Genomic DNA, 19787 nt, shown 5'->3' with positions numbered 1-19787 from the left:
GCATCTTCCAGAGAAGATGCAGCTGGGGTACCAGGACTCGAACCTAGAACAACTGAACCAGAATCAGCCGTGTTGCCAATTACACCATACCCCACCGCGCTGGACCCCCTTGCGGGACTCGCTGGCGACTCCGAAAGAATAGCCCAGGTTGGGGGTCAAGACCAAAACGATTGCTGGAGGCCGAATCGCGGTATCACCCGGCTGCCGCCACGAAGGTCCACTGTGTAACGCTGCTGGAGAGATCCAGCCGCATGTGAGGAGTTCCCACCTTGATCGACAACCCGTTCTTCACCCCCAGCGAGCTGCCCTACGGGCTGCCGCCGTTCGCCCAGGTCAGGGAGGAGCACTATCTTCCCGCCTTCGAGCGGGGCATGGCCGACCAGCTGCGTGAGGTGCGGGAGATCACCAACGACCCGGAGCCCGCGACGTTCGCCAACACGATCGAGGCCCTGGAGCGCTCGGGACAGATTCTCAAGCGAACCGTGACCGTCTTCTCCACCATCTCCGCCTCCGACTCGACCGACGGCATCCGGGAGATCGAGACCCAGGTCTCGCCCAGGCTGACCCAGCACGCCGACTCCATCCGCCTGGACCGCGCCCTGTACGCCCGGATCAAGCAGGTGACCACCGACGACGCCGAGGAGGCGTGGCTGCTGGAGAAGTACCGCGTCGACTTCGTCAGGGCCGGGGCCGACCTGTCGGAGACCGACCAGGAGCGTCTCAGGGAGCTCAACGAGGAGCTGACCAAGCTCTCCACCACCTTCTCCCAGAATCTGCTGGCGGCCTCCACGGCCTCCGCGCTGGTCGTCGAGGACGTCAGGCTGCTGGACGGGCTCGCCGAGAGCACGATCAAGGCGATCGAGAAGGACGGCTCCTACGTCCTGGCGCTGTTCAACCACACCAACCAGCCCGCCCTGGCGGAGCTGACCGACAGGGAGACCCGCAGGAGGCTGTACGAGCTGTCCACGGGCCGGGCGCCGGAGAACTTCGAGCTGGCGGCCAGGATGGCGACGCTGCGCGCCGAGCGGGCGGCACTGCTCGGCTACCCCAGCCACGCCGCCTACTCCGTCGCCGACCAGACGGCCAAGACCACCGACGCCGTCGAGGAGATGCTCGGCAAGCTGGTGGGCCCGGCGATGGCCAACGCCCGCCGGGAGGCCGAGGCGCTGAGCGAGGAGGCCGGTTTCCCCATCGAGCCGTGGGACTGGTCCTTCTACGCGGAGCGGGTGCGCAAGGCCCGCTACGACTTCGACGGCGCCGACCTGCGCCCGTACTTCGAGCTGGACCGGGTGCTGCGCGACGGGGTCTTCCACGCGGCGGGCGAGCTGTACGGGGTCACCTTCTCCGAGCGGGACGACCTGGAGGGGTACCACCCGGACGTGCGGGTCTTCGAGGTGTTCGACGCCGACGGCTCGCCGCTCGGGCTGTTCCTGTTCGACGCGTACGCCCGGCCCAGCAAGCGCGGCGGCGCCTGGATGAACAACCTGGTCGACCAGTCGCACCTGTTCGACGAGCGGCCCGTGGTGATGAACAACCTCAACATCACCAAGCCCGCCGAGGGGCCGACGCTGCTCACCTTCGACGAGGTCAACACCGCCTTCCACGAGTTCGGCCACGCCCTGCACGGCCTGTTCTCCGACGTGCGCTTCCCCCGGGTCTCCGGCACGGCGGTGCCGCGCGACTTCGTGGAGTACCCCTCGCAGGTCAACGAGATGTGGGCCACCTGGCCGTCGATCCTCGCCAACTTCGCCAGGCACCACGAGACCGGCGAGCCCGTGCCCGCGGAGCTCCTGGAGAAGATGAGGGCCGCCGAGAAGTTCAACCAGGGCTTCGGCACCGTCGAGTACCTCGCGGCGGCGCTGCTCGACTGGTCCTGGCACAAGCTGGCGGCGGGCGAGACGGTCGAGGACGCCGAGGCGTTCGAGAACGCGGCCCTGGAGCGGGCGGGGATCGCCTTCGACCTGGTCCGCACCCGCTACCGGACCAACTACTTCGCGCACATCTTCTTCAGCGGGGTGGGCGGCTACAGCGCCGGCTACTACTCGTACATCTGGAGCGAGGTGCTCGACGCGGAGAGCGTCGACTGGTTCGAGGAGAACGGCGGGCTCGGGCGCGGGAACGGTGACCACTTCCGCTCCACCCTGCTGTCGGTGGGCGGCTCGCGGGACGTGATGGACGCCTTCCGCGACTTCCGCGGGCGCGACCCGCGCATCGAGCCCCTGCTGAAGCGCCGCGGCCTGCTGGCCTAGTCCTCCGCGTTCCCCGGGTCCTCTGCGCCTCCTGCCCGCGTGGCCCTTCGTCCATCGCCGGGGTGCGGGAAACCACACCCCGGCGGGGGGCGCAAAGCCAGTGCGCGCGACGCGCCGGGCGGGCATCGTAAAGGTCATGAAACCACCACGGAACAGGATCAGTGCCGCGCTTGTCGCCGGTCTGGCGGGAGCCCTGTTACTGGGAGCCGCCGACCCGGCCGCGGCCGGGTCGGAAGCGCACGACACGCGAGGAGCCGCGACCTCCTCCGCCTCCTCCGCGAAGGGGACGACGGTCCGTACCGACGCCGGGTGGGTGCGGGGCGCGGAGGCCGGCGGTCAGCGGCTCTTCCAGGGCATCCCGTACGCCGCGCCCCCGGTCGGGGAGCTGCGCTGGCGGTCGCCGCAGGCCGTCACCCCGTGGCAGGGGGTACGCGAGGCCACCGCGCCCGGCAGCCGGTGCGCGCAGCGCGCCGACAACTGGGGGCTGCCGGCGAGCGAGGCGGAGGACTGCCTCTACCTCAACGTGACCACTCCTACGCGAAATAGCGAGAACCGTCTCAAGCCGGTCGTGGTGTGGCTGCACGGCGGAGGATTGACGAGGGGCGCGGGCAGCGACTACGACGCCCGCAGGCTGGCCGGGCAGGGCGACGTCGTGGTGGTCACGGTCAACTACCGGCTGGGGATCTTCGGGTTCTTCGGCCATCCCGGGCTGGAGAACTCCGGGTCCTTCGGGATCGAGGACCAGCAGGCGGCCCTGCGCTGGGTGCGGCGCAACGCGGCGGCGTTCGGCGGCGACCCGCGCAACGTCACCCTGGCCGGCGAGTCCGCGGGGTCGCACTCGGTGTGCGCGCAGCTCACCTCACCCTCGGCCGCGGGGCTGTTCCACCGGGCGATCGCCCAGAGCAGCCCGTGCCAGGCGGGGAGCTTCGAGGGCACCCCGCTGGCACCGATCCTGAAGGTGCCCCTGTGGCTGCCCAGGGCCTCCCACGAGGGCTACGGGCAGTATTTCGCCACCCTGGTGGGATGCACCGACCCGGAGGCCGCGCTCGCCTGCCTGTACGGCAAGCCGGTGGCCGAGCTGCTCGCCCCCGACCCCCTCCCGCTGCCGGGGTACGGCAACGCGGTGCTGCCCGAGGATCCGGCGAAGGTGCTCCAGGAGGGCCGCTTCCACCGGGTGCCGGTGCTGACGGGCATCACCCGGGACGAGGGCACCTTGTTCGCTCCGGCGATCACCCAGAAGCCGATCACGGCGGAGGAGTACGAGCTCAAGGTCAACGGCGAGTTCGGCGCCGCGGGGCCCGAGGTCCTGGCCCGGTACCCGGTGGGCACCCACGACGGCCCGCCCCTCCAGGCGCTGGGGGCCATCATGAGCGACCTGGACTGGGCCTGGCAGGCGCGCGACACCGACCTGCTGCTCGCCCGGCACGTGCCGACCTACTCCTACGAGTTCACCGACCGTACGGCGCCCCCGCTCTTCCCCCTGGACTACGGGGTCAAGCCGCTCGCCGCGCACGGTTCCGAGCTGTCGTTCCTGTTCGGGGTCGGCTGGGAGTCCGCACCGCTCACCCCCGCGCAGCGGCGGCTCGGGGACACGATGATCGACTACTGGTCGAGGTTCGCCGCCACCGGCGACCCGAACCGGCCGGGCCTGCCCGCCTGGAAGCGCGTGCGCCCCGCCGACGGCACGCCGTACGTGCAGGAGCTGTCCCCGGGGAGGGGCGGTATCAAGCCCTTCGACCGCGCCTCGGCCCACAACCTCGCCTTCTGGGACGAGCTCGCCGCGCGGGGGACGGGAGCCGCGCGAGCGGCGAAGCCCGAATAGGGCGCGGAGAGCCGGTCAGGACGCGGAAGGGGAGCGTTCCTCCGGGGCCCCTTCCCGATCTCTCTCCCGCGGCATCTCTCCCGCGGCTCCGGCCACCGGCGGTCAGCCGGTGACCACCCGTGACCGGTGACCGTTGACGGAAAGCGAAGGCCCGCCCCCGGCGAATGCCCGGGGCGGGCCTTGAAGCGTTCACGTAAGCCCGGGACCGGGGCCCGGCTCCGATCCGTGGGGTCCGGTCAGGCCTGGAGCTTCGCGAGGGCGGCGCGGAGGCGCTCGATGGAGCGCTCGCGGCCGAGGACCTCGATCGACTCGAACAGCGGCAGGCCCACGGTCCGGCCGGTGACGGCCACGCGCACGGGGGCCTGGGCCTTGCCGAGCTTGAGGCCCTGCTCGATGCCGACCTCCTCCAGCGCGGTCTTCAGCGACTCGGTGTCCATGTCGACCGTCTCCAGGCGGGCGAGGTAGCCGGTGAGGATCTCCGCCGCGGAGTTCTTCATCGCCTTGTCCCATGACGCCTGGTCGAAGACGGGCTCGTCCAGGAAGAGGAAGTCGACGTTCGCCGTGATCTCGGACAGGACCGCGATGCGGGTCTGGGCGAGCTCGGCGACCTTGGCGAAGGTCGCGCGGTCCCAGCCGGGCTCCAGCCACGGCTCGCAGCGGGCGGCGAACTCCTCCAGGGGCAGCGCCCTGATGTACTCGCCGTTGAACGCGCGGAGCTTCTTCTCGTCGAAGAACGCCGAGGAGGGGTTGACGTTCTCCAGCTTGAACAGCGGCACCATCTCCGACCAGGGCATGATCTCCCGGTCGTCGCCGGGGCCCCAGCCGAGCAGCATCAGGTAGTTGATCATCGCCTCGGCGAGGTAGCCCTCGTCGCGGTAGGACTCCAGGGCGACCTTGTCGCGGCGCTTGGACAGCTTCTGGCGCTTCTCGTTGACGATCACCGGCACGTGCGCCCAGGTGGGCGGGGTGAGGCCGAGCGCCTCCCAGAGCAGCTGCTGCTTGGGCGTGTTGGACAGGTGCTCCTCGGCCCTGACCACGTGGCTGATCCGCATCTCGACGTCGTCGACGACGTTGGCCAGCACGAACAGCGGGGAGCCGTCGCCGCGCGCGACGACGAAGTCCTCCATCGCGTTGTTGGGGAACTCGACGGTGCCGCGGACCAGGTCCTGGACCACCGTGACGCCCTCGTCCGGGGTACGGAAGCGGACCGCGCCCTCGGTCAGGCCGCGGTCGCGGCAGAAGCCGTCGTAGCCCTGGTGCTCGGAGCCGGTGCGCGCCTTGACCTCGTCGCGGGTGCACGTGCAGTGGTAGGCCCGGCCGCCGGCGACAAGCCCGGCCACGGCCTCGCGGTGCTGCTTCTCGTACGAGGACTGGAAGTGGGGGCCCTCGAAGATCGGGCTGTCGCCGTTGATGCCGATCCAGGCGAGCGCCGAGAGGATGCCCTCGGTCCACTCCGGCCGGTTGCGCGCGGCGTCGGTGTCCTCGATGCGCAGCACGAACCTTCCGCCGGCCTGCTCGGCCAGGGCCCAGTTGAACAGCGCGGAGCGGGCGCCGCCGACATGGAACATGCCGGTCGGCGAGGGGGCGAAACGAACCCTAATCACGGGAGACCACCCGGTTGCTGAGAGTGCCGATTCCTTCGATGAAGACGCTGACCTCGTCGCCGATGTTGAGCGGGCCGACCCCCTCGGGGGTCCCGGTGAGGATGACGTCACCGGGGATCAGGGTCATGACCGCGCTCACGTGGGCGATCAGCGCGGGGATGTCGTACATGAGCTTGGAGGTGCGCGAGTCCTGCTTGACCTCGCCGTTCACCGACGTGACGATGCCGACGTCGCTCGGGTCGAGCTCCGTCTGGATCCACGGGCCGAGCGGGCAGAAGGTGTCGAAGCCCTTGGCCCGGGTGAACTGGACGTCCTTCTTCTGCAGGTCCCGTGCCGTGACGTCGTTGGCGCAGGTGTAGCCGAAGATGACCTCGTGCGCCCGCTCGCGGGGCACCTCGCGGCAGAGCCTGCCGATCACCACCGCGAGCTCTCCCTCGAAGTCGACCCGCTGGGAGAGCGTCGTCGGGTAGGCGATGGCCTCACCCGAGCCGATCACCGAGGTCGACGGCTTGAGGAAGACCAGCGGCTCGTCGGGGACCTCACCGCCCATCTCCTTCGCGTGGTCGGCGTAGTTCTTGCCGATCGCGACGACCTTGCTGGGCAGCATGGGCGCGACCAGCCTGACCTGGGAGAGCGAGTATCGCTCGCCGGTGAACTGGATCGGCCCGAACGGGTGTCCGGAGATCCCGGAGATGAACTCCTCCCCCGGGCCTCCCTCGACCACCCCGAACCCGACACCGTCTCCTGTGGAGAACCTCGCTATACGCACACCACAAGGCTAGTCGCGCTCGGGGTCCCGCCGGACCGTGCCCGCGCCTCCCCGGCCCGGCGTCCGGAACCTCTGCACCATATGTAACTAAAAATGTCGATAAATCCGATTTTATTGATAGTGCCATGTTTGCCCTAAGAAAAGCTATGTCCTGATTTATGTGCTTATGGGGGGTATGACGGCCTCAGAGGCATCGGGGAGGCCAGAAGGCCTTCCTACGGGGGAAGGAACGGACGTGACCGAATCCAGCACGGTGAACAGGCCCAAGGGCGACGAGGCCACGGTGCCCCGGGCACGCACCGACAGTCCCGGATCCCAGGGTGGCCTGGTCACTCCCAAGGGGACCACCACCATCGACAGCGGGGTCGTATCGAAGATCGCGGGTCTCGCGGCCAGGGAGATCCCTGGCGTATACAACATGGGCGCGGGCGCGGCACGCGCTCTCGACGCGGTACGCGGCATGGTGGGCGCCGACAAGAGCGCCACCCAGGGAGTCTCGGTCGAGGTGGGCGAACGGCAGGCCGCCGCCGACCTGGAAGTGATCGTCGAGTACGGGATCGCCATCCCCGACCTGGCCGCCGCCGTACGCCGCAACGTGATCACCGCGGTCGAGCGCATGACCGGGCTGGAGGTCACCGAGGTCAACATCAAGGTCTCCGACGTCCACATGCCCGGCCAGGACAAGGACAGGTCGGAGGACTCGTCCGAGTCGGGGCCTCGCGTCCAGTGAAGGGCCCGGCAGGCGGTGCGGCCGGACCGGGCCGTGAGCCGAGGGACCCGGCCCGCGAGACCGTGACACCCCCGGCACCGGCGGATCCCGGCCCCGGGACGGCCGGTCCCGCTCGACCCGGGGAGCCCGGCAGCGGAACGGCCGGACCCGGGCGGCACGAGAGGCCCGGCGGGACGGCCGCGCCCTCCCAGCACGAGAGGCCCGGCGGCGAGACGCCCGCGCCCGCGCGCGGACCGGGAGAGCCGGCCGGACGCGGACCGGGAGAATCCGCCGGACGCGGGCCGGGGGGACCCGCCAGGAGCGCCGTCCCGACACCGGCGACGGCCATACCCGCGCACCGGCCGGACGATCCGTCCCGCAGGCCCGCCGCCGTACCCCGGCAGAAGGCCGCGCCCGCGCGCGGGCCGGCGGACACCGCTCGCGGACCGGCCGGCCAGAGCCGGGAGGCGGGCCGTGGCCAGGAGACGGGCCGGGAGAGCGGGGAGGCGGCGAGACCATCGCGCGAGCCGGGGGACCCGGCCCGGGCGGCGGCCGCCGCGACCCGGACGGCGCCGGAACCCGCACGCGAGACGGCCGTCGTCACCCGCGGGCCGGAGGACCCGGCCCTCGGGCAGGCCGGCCTCGCGCACAGGATCGCCGACGCCGTGCTGCGCTGCCCCGACGTCGCGGATCTGTCGGGCGGGCCGTTCGGAACCGTGGCGACCTACCTGCCCGGCGAGCGGTTGCCCGGTGTCGCGCTGCGCGAGGACGAGGTGGAGGTCTCGATCGTCGTCAGGCTGGGGCGCCCGCTACCGGAGATCGCCGACGAAGTGCGAGCGGCGGTCGTCCCGATGGCGGGCGACCGGCCGGTGAACGTTCATATCGGAGGTTTGTCATGAGTAATTTCCCAGTGTGGTCCGTGGTCGGCACGATCGTCGGTGTCCTTCTGGGCTTCGCGGCGGCCTTCGGCGGCCTCGGCGCGTTCCTGCTGGTGCTCGTACTGGGCGCCGTCGGATTCCTCGTCGGCCGCTTCGCGGAGACCGGAGAGGTCGACCTGTCCCGGCTGGCGGCGAAACGTCGATGAACACTCCCGTCGAGCACCGTCCCGCGTCCTCCGGGACGGCCGGGGATCCGGACCCCCCGCCCTCGCGGCAGGCGGGTTCCCTCCCCGCGGAGACCGGGCGCTCCGGGCGGTCCGCCGTCCCCGCCCAGCCGTCACGGCAGGCCGTACCGGCCGAGCGACGCGGCAGGACCGACATATCCGACCGGGTGGTGTCACGCATCGCGGCCCGCGCGGCCGGAGAGGTGGCACGGGTACGGGAGGTCGGCGAGCGGGGGCCGCTGTCCTTCCGCCGTGGCACCCGGGCCACCCTCGACGGTGAGCTCGCGACGCTCCGGCTGGACGTGACGGTGGAGTACCCGACCCCGATCCGCGAGGTGGCCGAGGAGGTCAGGCGGCACGTCGCCGAACGGGTCATGGTCCTCACCGGCATGGACGTCGGCTACATCGACGTCCTCGTCACCGACGTGACCCCCGCCCACGACGATCACGGCGGCCGCGGGGCCTCGCGGGCCGGGGACGCCGTACCGGCCGGAGGAGTCCCAGCGGGCGGCGTGGAGCGGGCCGGCGCGGGTGCCCGGGACCGGGCCGCGACGCCCGCCGGTGACCCCGCCGACAACCCCACCGAGGACGTCGTCCCGCTACGTGAGGAGCGATGATGGCCAGGCAGGTACCCGACCCGGCGGAGCCGGTCCCCAGCTCGGAACCGACCCGCGAGATGACGAACGCGCCCCGCGTGGAGCCTCCGGAACCGGCCGCGCCGATGCACGGCACGACGGAACCGGCCGCGCCACCGGCGTACGGCACCACGGAACCGGCTCCCGCGTACAGCACGGCGGAGCCCTATCCGCCGGCGTACGGCACGGAGCCCTCCGCGCCGGCGTACGGCACGGCCGAGCCCTCCCCGCCGCCGATATACGGCACGGTGGCGAAGGACTCTTCCGCGGACCGCGCGGCGGTCAGGGCGTTCCGCCCGCGCCGGGTGCTTCCCTCGGTGATCACGGCCACCCTGATGACCCTGCTCGGCCTTCTCGTCGCGCTGGAGGTCATCTCCGCGCTGCTGGGCCGCCCGCTCCGCCTGGTGCCCTACGACCGGATCCTGTCCTGGGCGACCTCCACCCCGTGGAACGACCCGCGGGTGATGGCGGGCGCGGGCCTGATCGGGTTGCTGGGCCTGCTTCTGGTGCTGCTCTCGCTCGTTCCCGGCCGGCCCACGCTGATCCCGGTGAGGACGGGCGACAAGGACCTGGCCATCGGCATGCAGCGCCGGGGCTTCACCCGGTCGCTGGCCCACGCGGCCGAGCAGGTGCAGGGGATCGAGCACGCCCGGGTGCGGCTGCGGGGCAAGGCCGTGCACGTCGCGGCCGACAGCGGCATGCGGGACACCCGCGGGCTGGCCGACGCCGTACGGGAGGCCGTGAACCTGCGGATCACCGCGCTCTCCCCCGTTGGGAAGTACCCCGTCCGCGTGTCCCTGCGAGAGAAGTGAGTGCCATGGACGACAAGACCGCCCGGGGCAACCGGCTGGGGCTGCTGATCGTGGGACTGGTGCTGATGGCCCTCAGCGCCCTGGCCATCGCGCGCGGCGCGGGGGCGTTCCGGCAGCGGGCGCCCGCGCGCAGCCCTCTCGTGGACGGTTCGGTACGCCAGCCGTTCGCCACCTACGACCCGTGGCTGTGGTGGGTGATCGCGGCGGCGGGCATCGTGCTCGCGCTGCTCGGCCTGCGCTGGCTGCTGGCCCAGGGACGTCGCGGCAAGCTGGGCGGCATGCGCCTGGACGGCGGCCCCGACGGGGTCACCGAGGTCGACACCGGCAGCGTCACCAGCGCGGCGGCCGCCGAGGCGGGCACGCACCCCGCGATCATCAACGCCACCGCCGACATGATCGGCACGAGCCGGCACCCGGCCGTGCGGATGAAGGTCGTGGTCGCCGAGGACGCGCCGATGAGCGCGGTCCGCGAGCAGCTGGGCGGGGTGGTCATCCCGCACATGCGCCAGGCCCTGGAGACCGAGCGCATGCCCGCCGTCGCCCGGGTGAGCCTGGAGGACGCGCCACGCCGCCCGAGGACCATCGCCTGACCCACGTGACGGAGCGCCGATCATAGAGTGATCAGGGAAACCAACGCTTCGAGGAGACGATGTGCCTTCGGTCGTGAAGATAAACGCGCTGACGGTGTCCAAGGAGATGCGCGAGCAGCTGGAAGCCCGCTTCTCCAGCCGTGCGGGGATCGTCGAGTCCGCGGACGGGTTCGAGTGGTTCGAGCTGCTCCGCCCCGTGGACGGCACCGACCGCTACCTGGTCTACACCCGCTGGCGCTCCGAGGAGGACTTCAAGCGCTGGACCGAGAGCCAGGCCTTCCAGCGGGGCCACGCCCAGGCCGCCGCCGAGGCCGGGCGCGGACAGGGGCACGACGACCCCCACAGCGCGGCCCAGGGCCACGGGCACGGCCAGGGGCAGGACGGCCCCGCCCAGGGCTCTGCCCAGGGCCCTGTTCAGGGACACGGCCAGGGACACGGCCACGGGCAGGGGCCCGCCGCCACCGGGGCCGAGCTGTGGTCCTTCGAGGTCGTCCAGAGCACCGGTCCCGCACCGGGAGCCTGACCGGCGAGCGGCCGGGCTCCCGGCGGAGGCCCCAACGGCCCAAGGGGCCGGGCACCCGGCGAGAGCTCTTGGTCGTCAAAAGCCGGGCACCCCGCGGGGCCCTCAGCGGTCCAGGGGGTTGGCGGCGATGCGCTCGGCGGCCCCCGCACGGACGAACCGGGCGGCTATGCTGTCCGGCTTGCGTTCGGCCTGGTCGACGAAGCACGCGGTGAACTCCGGGCCGATCCCCAGCCGGGGGTGGTGCCGCAGCACCTCGGCGCGGAGTTCCGCAGGGAAGTCCTCCGGCCGCCGCCCGGAGATGTCGAGCGCGGTGGACAGTTCGAGCAGGTAACCCTCGGGGTCCTCCTCGGGGTCGACCTTGTCCCACATGTGACGTACGACGATCTCCGACGCGCGCACGCGGCGCTCGACGGGCCACCCGGCCCCGGCGGCGAAGACCCACGCGACGTGGCCGCCCGCCTCCTCGAACGGCACGGTGTGGCTGTCGAACTCCTTGACCAGGCCGATGTCGTGCATCATCGACGCGACGTACAGCAGCTCGTCGTCGAAGGCGATGCCGTTCATCGCGCCGTAGGCCGCCGCGAACAGGTAGGCGCGGACGGAGTGGTTGAGCAGGGCGGGCGAGCAGTACGCGGTCGCCACCTCCAGCGCGCCTCGGGCGGCCGGTGTGTCGGGGATGACGATGTCGGCGAGTCTCATGCTGTCCAGCCTGCCGAAACGCGGCGTCGCCCGCGAGTGCCAGGAGGGTCATCCACCGACGAAATCCCGCCACGGGCGGGACGGGTGAGCACCTGTTGACGTGCGGGAGGGATGGTGAGCCGCGAGAACGCCGTGCGCCCCGCGCACATTGTGAACACGGTGAACGCTGTGAGCAAACTGGGAGACCCGCATCTAGTTGCTAACGATGTTTCAGAAGAGACCATCCCGGCTTGACCGGTTTGTTGGGATTCGGACAGCATGATCCGCCCCCCTCGTTCGGCCCGGAAGGAACTGGCGTGCGCCGCCGCACAAAAGCACTCGCTCTCTGCATCATTCTTCTGATGACCTGCGGCGTCACGGTCGGTACCGCGCAGGCGAGGGAGGCGAGACGCACCGCCGAGTGCCAGGGCGACTGGCTGCCCGCCACGCCGACGGCGACAGACATCATGAACGGCCAGGTCGACTTCCTCGACCTGGACCCGGTGAAGGTCGGCAAGGACGTCAACTGGCGCACCGACCCCTACCGGAACCGCTCGTGGAGCATGGTCTTCCACTCGCTGCGCTGGATGGGCCGTCTCGTCGCCGACTACGAGACGAACGGCAACGAGGCGTACCTGGCGCGGGCCGTCGAGATCGCCAAGGACTGGGTGGCCGACAACCCCCGCGGTGGCGCGAAGACCAGCCCGTACGCCTGGCAGGAGCACCCGATCGCGCTGCGCGCCCCCGCGCTGGTCTGCCTCAGCAAGCACGCCGGCGGCTCGTGGCTCACCGGCAGCCTGGCCGAGCACGCGAAGATGCTCTCCGACCCGAGGCTGTACGAGAAGGGCCACAACCACGGCATCGACCAGGACATCGCGCTGCTCGGCATCGGCTGCCGCTACGGCCGCGACCAGTGGTCCAGCCTCGCGATCAAACGGCTCACCGAGACCGTGAGGCTCGACGTCGACTCCCAGGGGGCGCTGCGCGAGCAGGCCCCGCGCTACGCGCTCTACGTCTACGAGCGGCTGAAGGTCGCGATGGACAACATCAGGGCGTGCAAGCGGAAGGTGCCCGGCGACATCTCCCGGCGGTGGGAGTCGCTGGAGGACTTCATCTCCCACTCCACCCAGCCCGACGGGTTCATGGTCCCCATCGGCGACGGCGGCGCGGACGTGCGCCCGGTCGGCTACAGCCACCCGAAGCAGACCGTACGGGTGTTCGGCGGCGGCTACGTCTACGGGCGCACCGCCTGGGACAAGCCCGAGTCGGCGTTCTACTCCGTCCGCTTCGGGCCCGGCATGAAGTACCACGGCCACGAGGACCACCTGGGCGTGACCTACTACGCCCAGGGCCGTGACGTCCTGGTCGACTCCGGCTTCGACTCGTACGAGAACAGCGGCTACCGCGACTGGACGATGTCCCCCGAGGCGCACAACACGTCGATGGTGGCCGGGGCGAGGTTTCGCGGCAAGACCGCCACCGCGCTGAGCAGGTCCTCGATCGGGCAGGACCGGCAGAGCTACCGGCTGACCGACAGGGCCTACGGCAAGCCCAGGACCCGTTCGGTGCTCGTCAACCACCACGAGGACGTGATGGCCGTGCTGGACACGGTCCCCAAGGGCTCGAAGGTGCGCAACGTCTGGCACTTCTCCCGCGATCTCTCCACCGTCTCCAACGGTGGCGGCCAGGTCGTGGTGAAGGACAAGACGGGGTGGAAGGCCACGCTCGTCCAGGTCTCGATGCCCTCCTGCCGGCCGGTCGCCGGGCTGAAGGTGGTCCAGGGCCAGAAGAACCCGTACCAGGGCTGGGTCTCCTCCGCCTACCTGCAGAGACACCCCGCCCCCGCGGTCGTCGCACCCGCCTCCGGCGCCTCCGTGCTGACCGTGGTGGTGCCCGGCAGCGGGACGCCGTCGCTCTCCTGCTCCGGCGGCAAGGTCAGCCTGGAGACCTCCGGCGGCAAGGTGAGCTTCCGCGTCAGCGGCGCCGACCTCTCCTGACGCGCTCCCCGGCCGTTTCCCGGTGCCTTCCGGCGGGGAAACGGCCGGTGGTCCGACCACGGGCCGGGGCAGACGCGTCAGGCGGCGTGGCCCGCGCGGGAGACCGCAGATATCAGGCGGTATGACCCCGCGCGCAGGAAACTACGGGTGCTGTCAGGCGGCGTGGCCCGCGCGCGGGAGACCGCAGGTATCAAGCGGTATGACCCCGCACGCAGGAGACCGCAGGTGCCCTCAAGCGGTATGAACCCGCACGCAGGAGACCGCGGGTGCCCTCAGGCGTTGTGGCCCGCGCGCAGGAGGCCGTAGGTGACGGCCTGCTCCAGCGCCTGCCAGGAGGCCTCGATGATGTTCTCGTCGACACCGACCGTGGACCACTCCCCGGCCGCGTCGCTGGAGGTGATCAGCACGCGCGTGACGGCGTCGGTGCCGTGCGTGCCCTCCAGGATGCGCACCTTGTAGTCGATCAGCTCGACCGCCGCCAGCTCGGGGTAGAGCCGCTCCAGCCCCAGCCGTACGGCCCGGTCCAGGGCGTTGACCGGGCCGTTGCCCTCACCGGTGGCGACGATCCGCTCCCCCTTGGCGTGCAGCTTCACGGTGGCCTCGCTGACGACCTCGCCGCCCCGGGTCTGCTCGACGATCACCCTCCACGACTCGACCTGGAAGTGACGCTTGCGCTCGCCCGCTACGGTGTCGCGGAGCAGGAGCTCGAAGGAGGCGTCGGCGGCCTCGAAGGTGTATCCCTTCGACTCCATCTCCTTGACCCGGTTCACCAGCTCCCGCGAGGTGTCGGAGGCCAGCTCGTAGCCCAGCTCGCGGCCCTTGAGCTCCACCGAGGCGCGTCCGGCCATGTCGGAGACGAGCATCCGCATGTCGTTGCCGACCTCGGCGGGGTCGATGTGCTGGTAGAGGTTGGGGTCGACCTTGATCGCGCTGGCGTGCAGCCCGGCCTTGTGCGCGAAGGCGGAGACGCCCACGTAGGGAGCGTGGGAGTTGGGGGTGACGTTGGTGACCTCGGTGATCGCGTGGGCGATCCTGGTCATGTCGGCCAGCGTCTCCCTCGGCACGAGGTCGAATCCCCGCTTGAGCTGCAGGTTGGCCACCACGGTGAACAGGTTGGCGTTGCCCGAGCGCTCGCCGTAGCCGTTGGCGCAGCCCTGCACGTGGGTGGCTCCGGCCTTCACCGCGGCCAGGGAGTTGGCGACCGCGCAGCCGGTGTCGTCGTGGCAGTGGATGCCGATCCTGGCCGACGTCCCGACGGCCGCGTGCACGACCTCGGCCAGCTCGTCGGGGAGCATGCCCCCGTTGGTGTCGCACAGCGCGATGACCGAGGCTCCCGCCTCGGCGGCGGTGCGCAGCACCTCCAGCGCGTAGTCGGGGTTGGACTTGTAGCCGTCGAAGAAGTGCTCGGCGTCGAGGAAGACCCTCTGGCCCTCCGTACGAAGGTGGGAGACCGTGTCGCGGATCATCGCGAGGTTCTCCTGGAGGGTCGTGCGGAGGGCCAGCTCCACGTGCCGGTCGTGACTCTTGGCGACAAGGGTCACGACCGGCGCGCCGGATTCGCGCAGTGCGGCCACCAACGGGTCGTCGGCTGCCTTCGCACCGGCCCGGCGGGTCGCGCCGAACGCGGCGAGCTGCGCGTGCTTCAGGTCGAGCTCTGTTTGAGCGCGCCTGAAGAATTCCGTGTCCTTGGGGTTGGCACCGGGCCAGCCTCCCTCGATGAAGCCGACGCCCAGACCGTCCAGGTGACGCGCGATGGTCAGCTTGTCGGCCACCGTGAGGTTGAGGCCCTCCTGCTGGGCGCCGTCACGCAGAGTCGTGTCGTACACGTGGAAGCGATCGTCGGCCATGTCGTTCTCCTTCGCGGGTTCGATGATTCGCCGCGCGCTCATCCGGCTTCTGGAAACAAAAATGACCCCTCACGGACGTGAGAGGTCTGCGCGCTGGCGGTGTCCCTTTTCAGCCAGCGCGCCTGCCGATAATGAGCAGACCGTAGAACATGATGCTTGGGAGTCTGCCATACGCCGACACCATCTGACACATCGATCTCAGGATCCGAGACCAGCGGCGTGTCGGCGCGACCCGAGGACAGGCCCGGAGCAGGCCCGGAGCAGGCCCGGATCCGGGTCCGGGTCCGGGGCCGGGCAGGATTCCGGTACGGGCCGAAAAGATCTCCGAACGGGACTCCTGGCGCGGGCCGGACACGAGCCCCGGCAGGCCCCGGACAGGCCCCGGACAGGCCCCGGACAGGCCCCGGACAGGCCTCGAACAGGGGCCGGGCACGAACCGCGCGGGCCCGGGCACGAGCCACGCGCCGGCGGGGCAAGATCCGAACGAGACCCGGACAGGACCCGGACGAGTCCCGGACACGACCCGAATCACCCCCCGCGGCCGTCCGGCACGGGTGAGAATGGGCCCCATGAAGGCGACTTATCTCGACCCCACCGTGGGGCAGTATCTGCTCGCGCACACCACCCAGCCCGACGACGTCCTCGACGCGCTCGCCCTCGAGACCCGCGAGCTGACCGGCCACAAGGCGTCGATGCAGATCTCCCCCGACCAGGGGCGGTTCCTCACCATGATCGCCCAGCTCGGCGGCGCCAGGAACGCGGTGGAGGTGGGCACCTTCACCGGCTACTCCTCCATCTGCCTGGCCCGCGGGCTCGCCCCCGGCGGCGGGCTCACCTGCTTCGACGTGAGCGAGGAGTGGACGGCGATCGCCAGGACCTACTGGGCCAAGGCGGAGGTCGCCGACCTCATCGAGCTGAGGATCGGCCCCGCGGCCGAACGGCTGCGAGAGCTTCCCGAGCACCCGGCCGTCGACCTGGCGTTCATCGACGCCGACAAGGTCAACTATCCCGTCTACTACGAGATCCTCATGTCGCGCCTGGCTCCCGGCGGGGTGATCCTCATCGACAACACCCTGTGGAGCGGCCACGTCGCCGACCCCAGCAGGGACGACGAGACCGTCAGGCACATCCGCGAGTTCAACGACATGGTCAGCGCCGACGCGCGGGTCACCTCGATCATGCTCCCCATCGCCGACGGCCTCACCATGATTCGAAAGCACTGACGAGAACTTTCCCGAATCGCAGGCGCACGAGAATCTTTCCGATTACTTTACGTGATGTGAAAAACACGTTGCGCCCACCCGCGCGGAGGGAAGGAGGAGCTCATGGGACTGCTCATGGAGAGATCGATCGCCTACCAGATCACAGATCAGGAAGAGCTCGAACGGCTCTACCTGGAGCTCGTCGACCGGTTCGAGAAGCATCGAATCGAGATCATCAACGGTCGGATCGTGGTGAGAGAAATGCCCACGATCGCCCATGCCGACGTCGTCTACCAGCTGATGGCACAGCTCATACCGTTCTCGCTGGAGAAAGGATGGCGCGTCTACCCGGAAGCCAGACTTCTCCTGCAGATTCAGGCCGATCGCTTCGAACCCGACCTCATCGTCGTTCCTCCGAACCCGCCCCTCTGGGATCCCAGCCACGTGTACGCCAATGCCACGCTGCTGGTCGCCGAAGTCGTCTCCCCGAGCAGTGTTCACGATGACCATGTGGTCAAGCCTCGGGCCTGTGCCCTCGCGGGAGTTCCGCTCTATCTGGTCATCGACACCTTCGCGAACCGGTTCAGGCTTCTCAGCCGACCGGGTCCGGAGGGTTACGCCGACGAGGTCACCGAGTCGCTGGGCAAGCCACTTGAACTTCCCGCGCCCTGGGACCTCACGATCGACACCGGCAAGCTGATCGAGGGATAGCCCCCGCCTGGAAGAAGGCCCGGCACAGGGACGCGGAGTGGGAGCCGGGTCTCCTTCACGCGGGGGCCGACCGGCACTCCGGCCGACCGGCTCCCGCGGATCTTCTCCGTATGAAACCAGCGGAACCAGCGGGTTCCGTACGTGGTTAGCAGATCTTGTGGACCCAGCTGTTCGGGTCGGGACGCGACCCGTACTGGATGCCCACGAGTTCCTCGCGGATCTTCGAGGTGACGGGGCCCTGGGTGCCGTCGCCGATCGTCCAGGCGCGGTCGGCGCCCTTGACCGAGCCGACCGGGGTGACCACCGCGGCGGTGCCGCAGGCGAAGACCTCGGTGAGCTCGCCCGTCTCGCAGCCGCGCTGCCACTCCTCGACCGACAGGCGCCCCTCCTCGGCGTGGAGGCCGAGGTCGGAGGCGAAGGAGAGGATCGAGTCGCGGGTGATTCCGGGCAGGAGCGTTCCGGTGAGCGCGGGGGTCAGCAGGCGGTCGCCGTAGACGAAGAACAGGTTCATCCCGCCCATCTCCTCGACGTAGCGGTGCTCGCTCGCGTCGAGCCAGACCACCTGGTCGCAGCCCTGCTCGACGGCCTGGCGCTGGGCCACGAAGGCCGCCGCGTAGTTGCCGCCGCACTTGGCGAAGCCGGTCCCGCCGGGGGCCGCGCGGGTGTACTCGGTGGAGAGCCAGACGGTGACGGCCTTGCCCCCGCCGAAGTAGGCCGCCGCCGGAGAGGCGATGACCATGTACTTGTAGGTCCTGGACGGGTAGTTGACGCCGAGCGCCGGCTGCGTCGCGATCATGAAGGGACGCAGGTAGAGGCTGTGCCCCGGCGTGGTCGGGACCCACTCGCGGTCGGTCTGGACGAGCAGCTCCAGTGACTCGACGAACGTCTCCTCGGGCAGCTCGGGCATCGCCATCCGCGCCGCGGAGGTGTTGAAGCGCGCGGCGTTGGCCTCCGGCCGGAAGGTCACGATCGAGCCGTTCTCCTGGCGGTAGGCCTTGAGCCCCTCGAAGAGCTCCTGCGCGTAGTGGAAGACCGACGTCGCGGGGTCGAGGCTGAGCGGGCCGTAGGGCACGAGCTTGGCGTCGTGCCAGCCCTGCCCCTCGGTGTAGTCGATCGAGATCATGTGGTCGGTGAAGACCTGACCGAACCCAGGGCTCGCCAGTACCTGCTCGCGCTCTTCCGCGGTGCGAGCGTGGTCGGAGAGCTGCACGTCGAAGCTGAGCTTCTGAGCGGTGGTCATCGCACGGATCCTTCTCTTGGTGTCTGGCTTACCCTTGGGTCCATTCTGCGTCGGACCGGGTAACGGGAAACTACTCCATCCATGCCGAAAACCGGCAGTGCTGGAGAAACAAAAACGCGCCTGGCGGCTCGGATGAGCCGCCAGGCGCGTCGGGGTCGAGGAGGGCGGCTTCCTCAGCCGGCTACTCGGGCGGTGATGTCGTCGCCGATCTCGCGGGTGGTCCGGCCGGTCCGGCCGGCCGGCCGCTCGGCCAGGTCGTCTGCGACGGCCCGCTCGACCCTGGCTGCCTCGGCGGCCAGGCCCAGGTGGTCGAGGAGCATGGCGACCGACAGGATCGTGGCGGTCGGGTCGGCCTTGCCCTGGCCCGCGATGTCGGGGGCGCTGCCGTGGACCGGCTCGAACATGCTCGGCGCGGTGCGGTCGGGGTTGACGTTGCCGCTCGCCGCCAGGCCGATGCCACCGGCGACCGCCGCGCCGATGTCGGTGAGGATGTCGCCGAAGAGGTTGTCGGTGACGATCACGTCGAAGCGCTCGGGCTGGCTGACGAAGAACATCGAGGCCGCGTCGACGTGGCAGTAGTCGGTCTGGACGTCGGGGTACTCCAGGCCGACACGGTCGAAGGTGCGGGCCCAGAGGTCACCGGCGTAGGTGAGCACGTTGGTCTTGTGGACCAGCGTCAGCTTCCTGCGGGGGCGGCCCTGCGCCTTGTCGAAGGCGTAGCGCACGACGCGCTCGACGCCGTAGGCGGTGTTCAGCGACTCCTGGGTGGCGATCTCGTGCGGGGTGCCCCGGCGCATGACGCCACCCGCCCCGGCGTACGGGCCCTCGGTGCCCTCGCGGACGACGATCATGTCGATGTCCTCGGGGCGGGCCTTGCCCAGCGGCGTCTCGACGCCGGGGAAGAGCTTGACCGGGCGGAGGTTCACGTAGTGGTCGAGCTGGAAACGGAGCTTGAGCAGCAGGTCGCGCTCCAGGACGCCCGGGGGCACGCTGGGGTCGCCGACCGCGCCGAGCAGGATCGCGTCGTAGCCGCGCAGCTCGTCGAGGACCTGGTCGGGCAGGGTCTCGCCGGTCTCGTGGTAGCGCCTGGCGCCGAGGTCGTAGGTGGTGGTCTCCACCTTCGTGCCGACCGCTTCGAGGACCTTGAGCCCCTCGGTGACGACCTCGACTCCGATTCCGTCCCCGGGGATGACCGCCAGGCGAATGTTACGCGAATCCATGCAGGCACCTTACCGGTCCGTCTCGGTGATCGAACACCGATCTCACCCTGCGGACACATCCGCCCGACGGGACCTCT

Annotated in this window: 18 protein-coding genes and 1 tRNA gene; 12 read left to right on the top strand and 7 right to left on the bottom strand. The window is 70.4% G+C overall.

All coding sequences use genetic code 11. From position 1 onward, the window contains the following. Positions 1-22 precede the first annotated feature (22 nt). Positions 23-94: transfer RNA gene (locus AC5L38_RS17830), tRNA-Gln, on the bottom strand. A gap of 175 nt (positions 95-269) precedes the next feature. Here AC5L38_RS17830 and AC5L38_RS17825 point away from each other — a divergent pair. Both AC5L38_RS17825 and AC5L38_RS17820 read left to right on the top strand, forming a co-directional pair. Further along, entirely contained in the window at positions 270-2249 is a 1980-nt protein-coding gene (locus AC5L38_RS17825) for a M3 family metallopeptidase (RefSeq protein WP_495243917.1), read from the top strand. Between the two features lie 136 nt (positions 2250-2385). Then, complete coding sequence (locus AC5L38_RS17820) at positions 2386-4071, top strand: carboxylesterase/lipase family protein (RefSeq protein WP_495243916.1); 1686 nt, start codon at positions 2386-2388, stop codon at positions 4069-4071. A 236-nt stretch (positions 4072-4307) separates the two neighbouring features. Here the strand turns inward: AC5L38_RS17820 and gltX are convergent, their stop codons facing one another. Together gltX and AC5L38_RS17810 are read right to left on the bottom strand one after the other, a co-directional pair. Beyond that, the gene (gltX, locus tag AC5L38_RS17815; RefSeq protein ID WP_495244035.1) at positions 4308-5639 is read right to left on the bottom strand and encodes a glutamate--tRNA ligase; all 1332 of its coding nucleotides are present in this window, start codon (positions 5637-5639) and stop codon (positions 4308-4310) included. A 28-nt stretch (positions 5640-5667) separates the two neighbouring features. Continuing rightward, on the bottom strand, positions 5668-6444 hold the full coding sequence (locus AC5L38_RS17810) for a fumarylacetoacetate hydrolase family protein (protein ID WP_495243915.1): 777 nt from the start codon (positions 6442-6444) through the stop codon (positions 5668-5670). Between the two features lie 235 nt (positions 6445-6679). On the opposite strand from AC5L38_RS17810, the gene AC5L38_RS17805 reads away from it, so the two are divergent. The 7 genes from AC5L38_RS17805 (at position 6680) to AC5L38_RS17775 (ending at position 10815) form a co-directional block, all read left to right on the top strand. Further along, a complete protein-coding gene (locus AC5L38_RS17805; protein ID WP_495243914.1) occupies positions 6680-7174 on the top strand; it encodes an Asp23/Gls24 family envelope stress response protein in 495 nt (164 codons plus the stop codon). A gap of 62 nt (positions 7175-7236) precedes the next feature. Next, the gene (locus AC5L38_RS17800; protein ID WP_495243913.1) at positions 7237-8052 is read left to right on the top strand and encodes an Asp23/Gls24 family envelope stress response protein; all 816 of its coding nucleotides are present in this window, start codon (positions 7237-7239) and stop codon (positions 8050-8052) included. Then, complete coding sequence (locus AC5L38_RS17795) at positions 8049-8237, top strand: hypothetical protein (RefSeq protein WP_495244039.1); 189 nt, start codon at positions 8049-8051, stop codon at positions 8235-8237. The genes AC5L38_RS17800 and AC5L38_RS17795 overlap by 4 nt, the downstream gene beginning before the upstream one ends. Further along, a complete protein-coding gene (locus AC5L38_RS17790) occupies positions 8234-8872 on the top strand; it encodes an Asp23/Gls24 family envelope stress response protein (protein ID WP_495243912.1) in 639 nt (212 codons plus the stop codon). Before AC5L38_RS17795 ends, AC5L38_RS17790 begins: the two co-directional genes overlap by 4 nt. Beyond that, positions 8872-9702: a DUF6286 domain-containing protein gene (locus AC5L38_RS17785; RefSeq protein ID WP_495243911.1), complete on the top strand. Its 831-nt coding sequence runs from the start codon at positions 8872-8874 to the stop codon at positions 9700-9702. Before AC5L38_RS17790 ends, AC5L38_RS17785 begins: the two co-directional genes overlap by 1 nt. A 5-nt stretch (positions 9703-9707) precedes the next feature. Continuing rightward, entirely contained in the window at positions 9708-10292 is a 585-nt protein-coding gene (locus AC5L38_RS17780) for a hypothetical protein (protein ID WP_495243910.1), read from the top strand. Positions 10293-10398: 106 nt separating this feature from the next. Next, positions 10399-10815 carry an antibiotic biosynthesis monooxygenase family protein gene (locus AC5L38_RS17775; protein WP_495244034.1) on the top strand — a complete coding sequence of 139 codons (417 nt, stop codon included), beginning with the start codon at positions 10399-10401 and terminating at the stop codon, positions 10813-10815. A gap of 102 nt (positions 10816-10917) precedes the next feature. On the opposite strand, the gene AC5L38_RS17770 is transcribed toward AC5L38_RS17775, so the two are convergent. Continuing rightward, on the bottom strand, positions 10918-11514 hold the full coding sequence (locus AC5L38_RS17770) for an HD domain-containing protein (protein WP_495243909.1): 597 nt from the start codon (positions 11512-11514) through the stop codon (positions 10918-10920). Positions 11515-11855: 341 nt separating this feature from the next. Between AC5L38_RS17770 and AC5L38_RS17765 the strand changes: the two genes are divergently transcribed. Next, on the top strand, positions 11856-13490 hold the full coding sequence (locus tag AC5L38_RS17765) for a heparinase II/III domain-containing protein (RefSeq protein WP_495243908.1): 1635 nt from the start codon (positions 11856-11858) through the stop codon (positions 13488-13490). A 272-nt stretch (positions 13491-13762) separates the two neighbouring features. Here the strand turns inward: AC5L38_RS17765 and cimA are convergent, their stop codons facing one another. Next, on the bottom strand, positions 13763-15337 hold the full coding sequence (gene cimA, locus AC5L38_RS17760; RefSeq protein ID WP_495243907.1) for a citramalate synthase: 1575 nt from the start codon (positions 15335-15337) through the stop codon (positions 13763-13765). 569 nt (positions 15338-15906) lie between these two features. Here cimA and AC5L38_RS17755 point away from each other — a divergent pair. Together AC5L38_RS17755 and AC5L38_RS17750 are read left to right on the top strand one after the other, a co-directional pair. Next, positions 15907-16560 (top strand): O-methyltransferase, encoded by a 654-nt coding sequence (locus AC5L38_RS17755; RefSeq protein ID WP_495243906.1) that lies wholly within the window; start codon positions 15907-15909, stop codon positions 16558-16560. A 102-nt stretch (positions 16561-16662) separates the two neighbouring features. Further along, entirely contained in the window at positions 16663-17250 is a 588-nt protein-coding gene (locus AC5L38_RS17750) for a Uma2 family endonuclease (protein ID WP_495243905.1), read from the top strand. Positions 17251-17395: 145 nt separating this feature from the next. Here AC5L38_RS17750 and AC5L38_RS17745 read toward each other — a convergent pair whose 3' ends face one another. After that, positions 17396-18490, bottom strand: a complete 1095-nt coding sequence (locus AC5L38_RS17745) for a branched-chain amino acid aminotransferase (RefSeq protein WP_495243904.1) — start codon at positions 18488-18490, stop codon at positions 17396-17398. Between the two features lie 173 nt (positions 18491-18663). Then, the gene (locus tag AC5L38_RS17740; protein WP_495243903.1) at positions 18664-19710 is read right to left on the bottom strand and encodes a 3-isopropylmalate dehydrogenase; all 1047 of its coding nucleotides are present in this window, start codon (positions 19708-19710) and stop codon (positions 18664-18666) included. Positions 19711-19787 lie beyond the last annotated feature (77 nt).

It is taken from the genome of Streptosporangium nanhuense (assembly GCF_059358815.1).
Note: the sequence above shows the minus strand (reverse complement) of the source record. Positions and strands in the feature narration are given on the sequence as shown.

Bases quoted from the DNA above. Each gene is read 5' to 3' on its own strand.
- AC5L38_RS17785 (WP_495243911.1), top strand. From the start codon at position 8,872: ATGGCCAGGCAGGTACCCGACCCGGCGGAGCCGGTCCCCAGCTCGGAA.
- AC5L38_RS17780 (WP_495243910.1), top strand. From the start codon at position 9,708: ATGGACGACAAGACCGCCCGGGGCAACCGGCTGGGGCTGCTGATCGTG.
- AC5L38_RS17750 (WP_495243905.1), top strand. From the start codon at position 16,663: ATGGGACTGCTCATGGAGAGATCGATCGCCTACCAGATCACAGATCAG.
- AC5L38_RS17770 (WP_495243909.1), bottom strand. From the start codon at position 11,514: ATGAGACTCGCCGACATCGTCATCCCCGACACACCGGCCGCCCGAGGC.
- gltX (WP_495244035.1), bottom strand. From the start codon at position 5,639: ATGTTCCATGTCGGCGGCGCCCGCTCCGCGCTGTTCAACTGGGCCCTG.
- AC5L38_RS17755 (WP_495243906.1), top strand. From the start codon at position 15,907: ATGAAGGCGACTTATCTCGACCCCACCGTGGGGCAGTATCTGCTCGCG.
- AC5L38_RS17795 (WP_495244039.1), top strand. From the start codon at position 8,049: ATGAGTAATTTCCCAGTGTGGTCCGTGGTCGGCACGATCGTCGGTGTC.
- AC5L38_RS17820 (WP_495243916.1), top strand. From the start codon at position 2,386: ATGAAACCACCACGGAACAGGATCAGTGCCGCGCTTGTCGCCGGTCTG.
- AC5L38_RS17775 (WP_495244034.1), top strand. From the start codon at position 10,399: ATGCGCGAGCAGCTGGAAGCCCGCTTCTCCAGCCGTGCGGGGATCGTC.
- AC5L38_RS17790 (WP_495243912.1), top strand. From the start codon at position 8,234: ATGAACACTCCCGTCGAGCACCGTCCCGCGTCCTCCGGGACGGCCGGG.
- AC5L38_RS17740 (WP_495243903.1), bottom strand. From the start codon at position 19,710: ATGGATTCGCGTAACATTCGCCTGGCGGTCATCCCCGGGGACGGAATC.
- cimA (WP_495243907.1), bottom strand. From the start codon at position 15,337: ATGGCCGACGATCGCTTCCACGTGTACGACACGACTCTGCGTGACGGC.
- AC5L38_RS17765 (WP_495243908.1), top strand. From the start codon at position 11,856: ATGACCTGCGGCGTCACGGTCGGTACCGCGCAGGCGAGGGAGGCGAGA.
- AC5L38_RS17745 (WP_495243904.1), bottom strand. From the start codon at position 18,490: ATGACCACCGCTCAGAAGCTCAGCTTCGACGTGCAGCTCTCCGACCAC.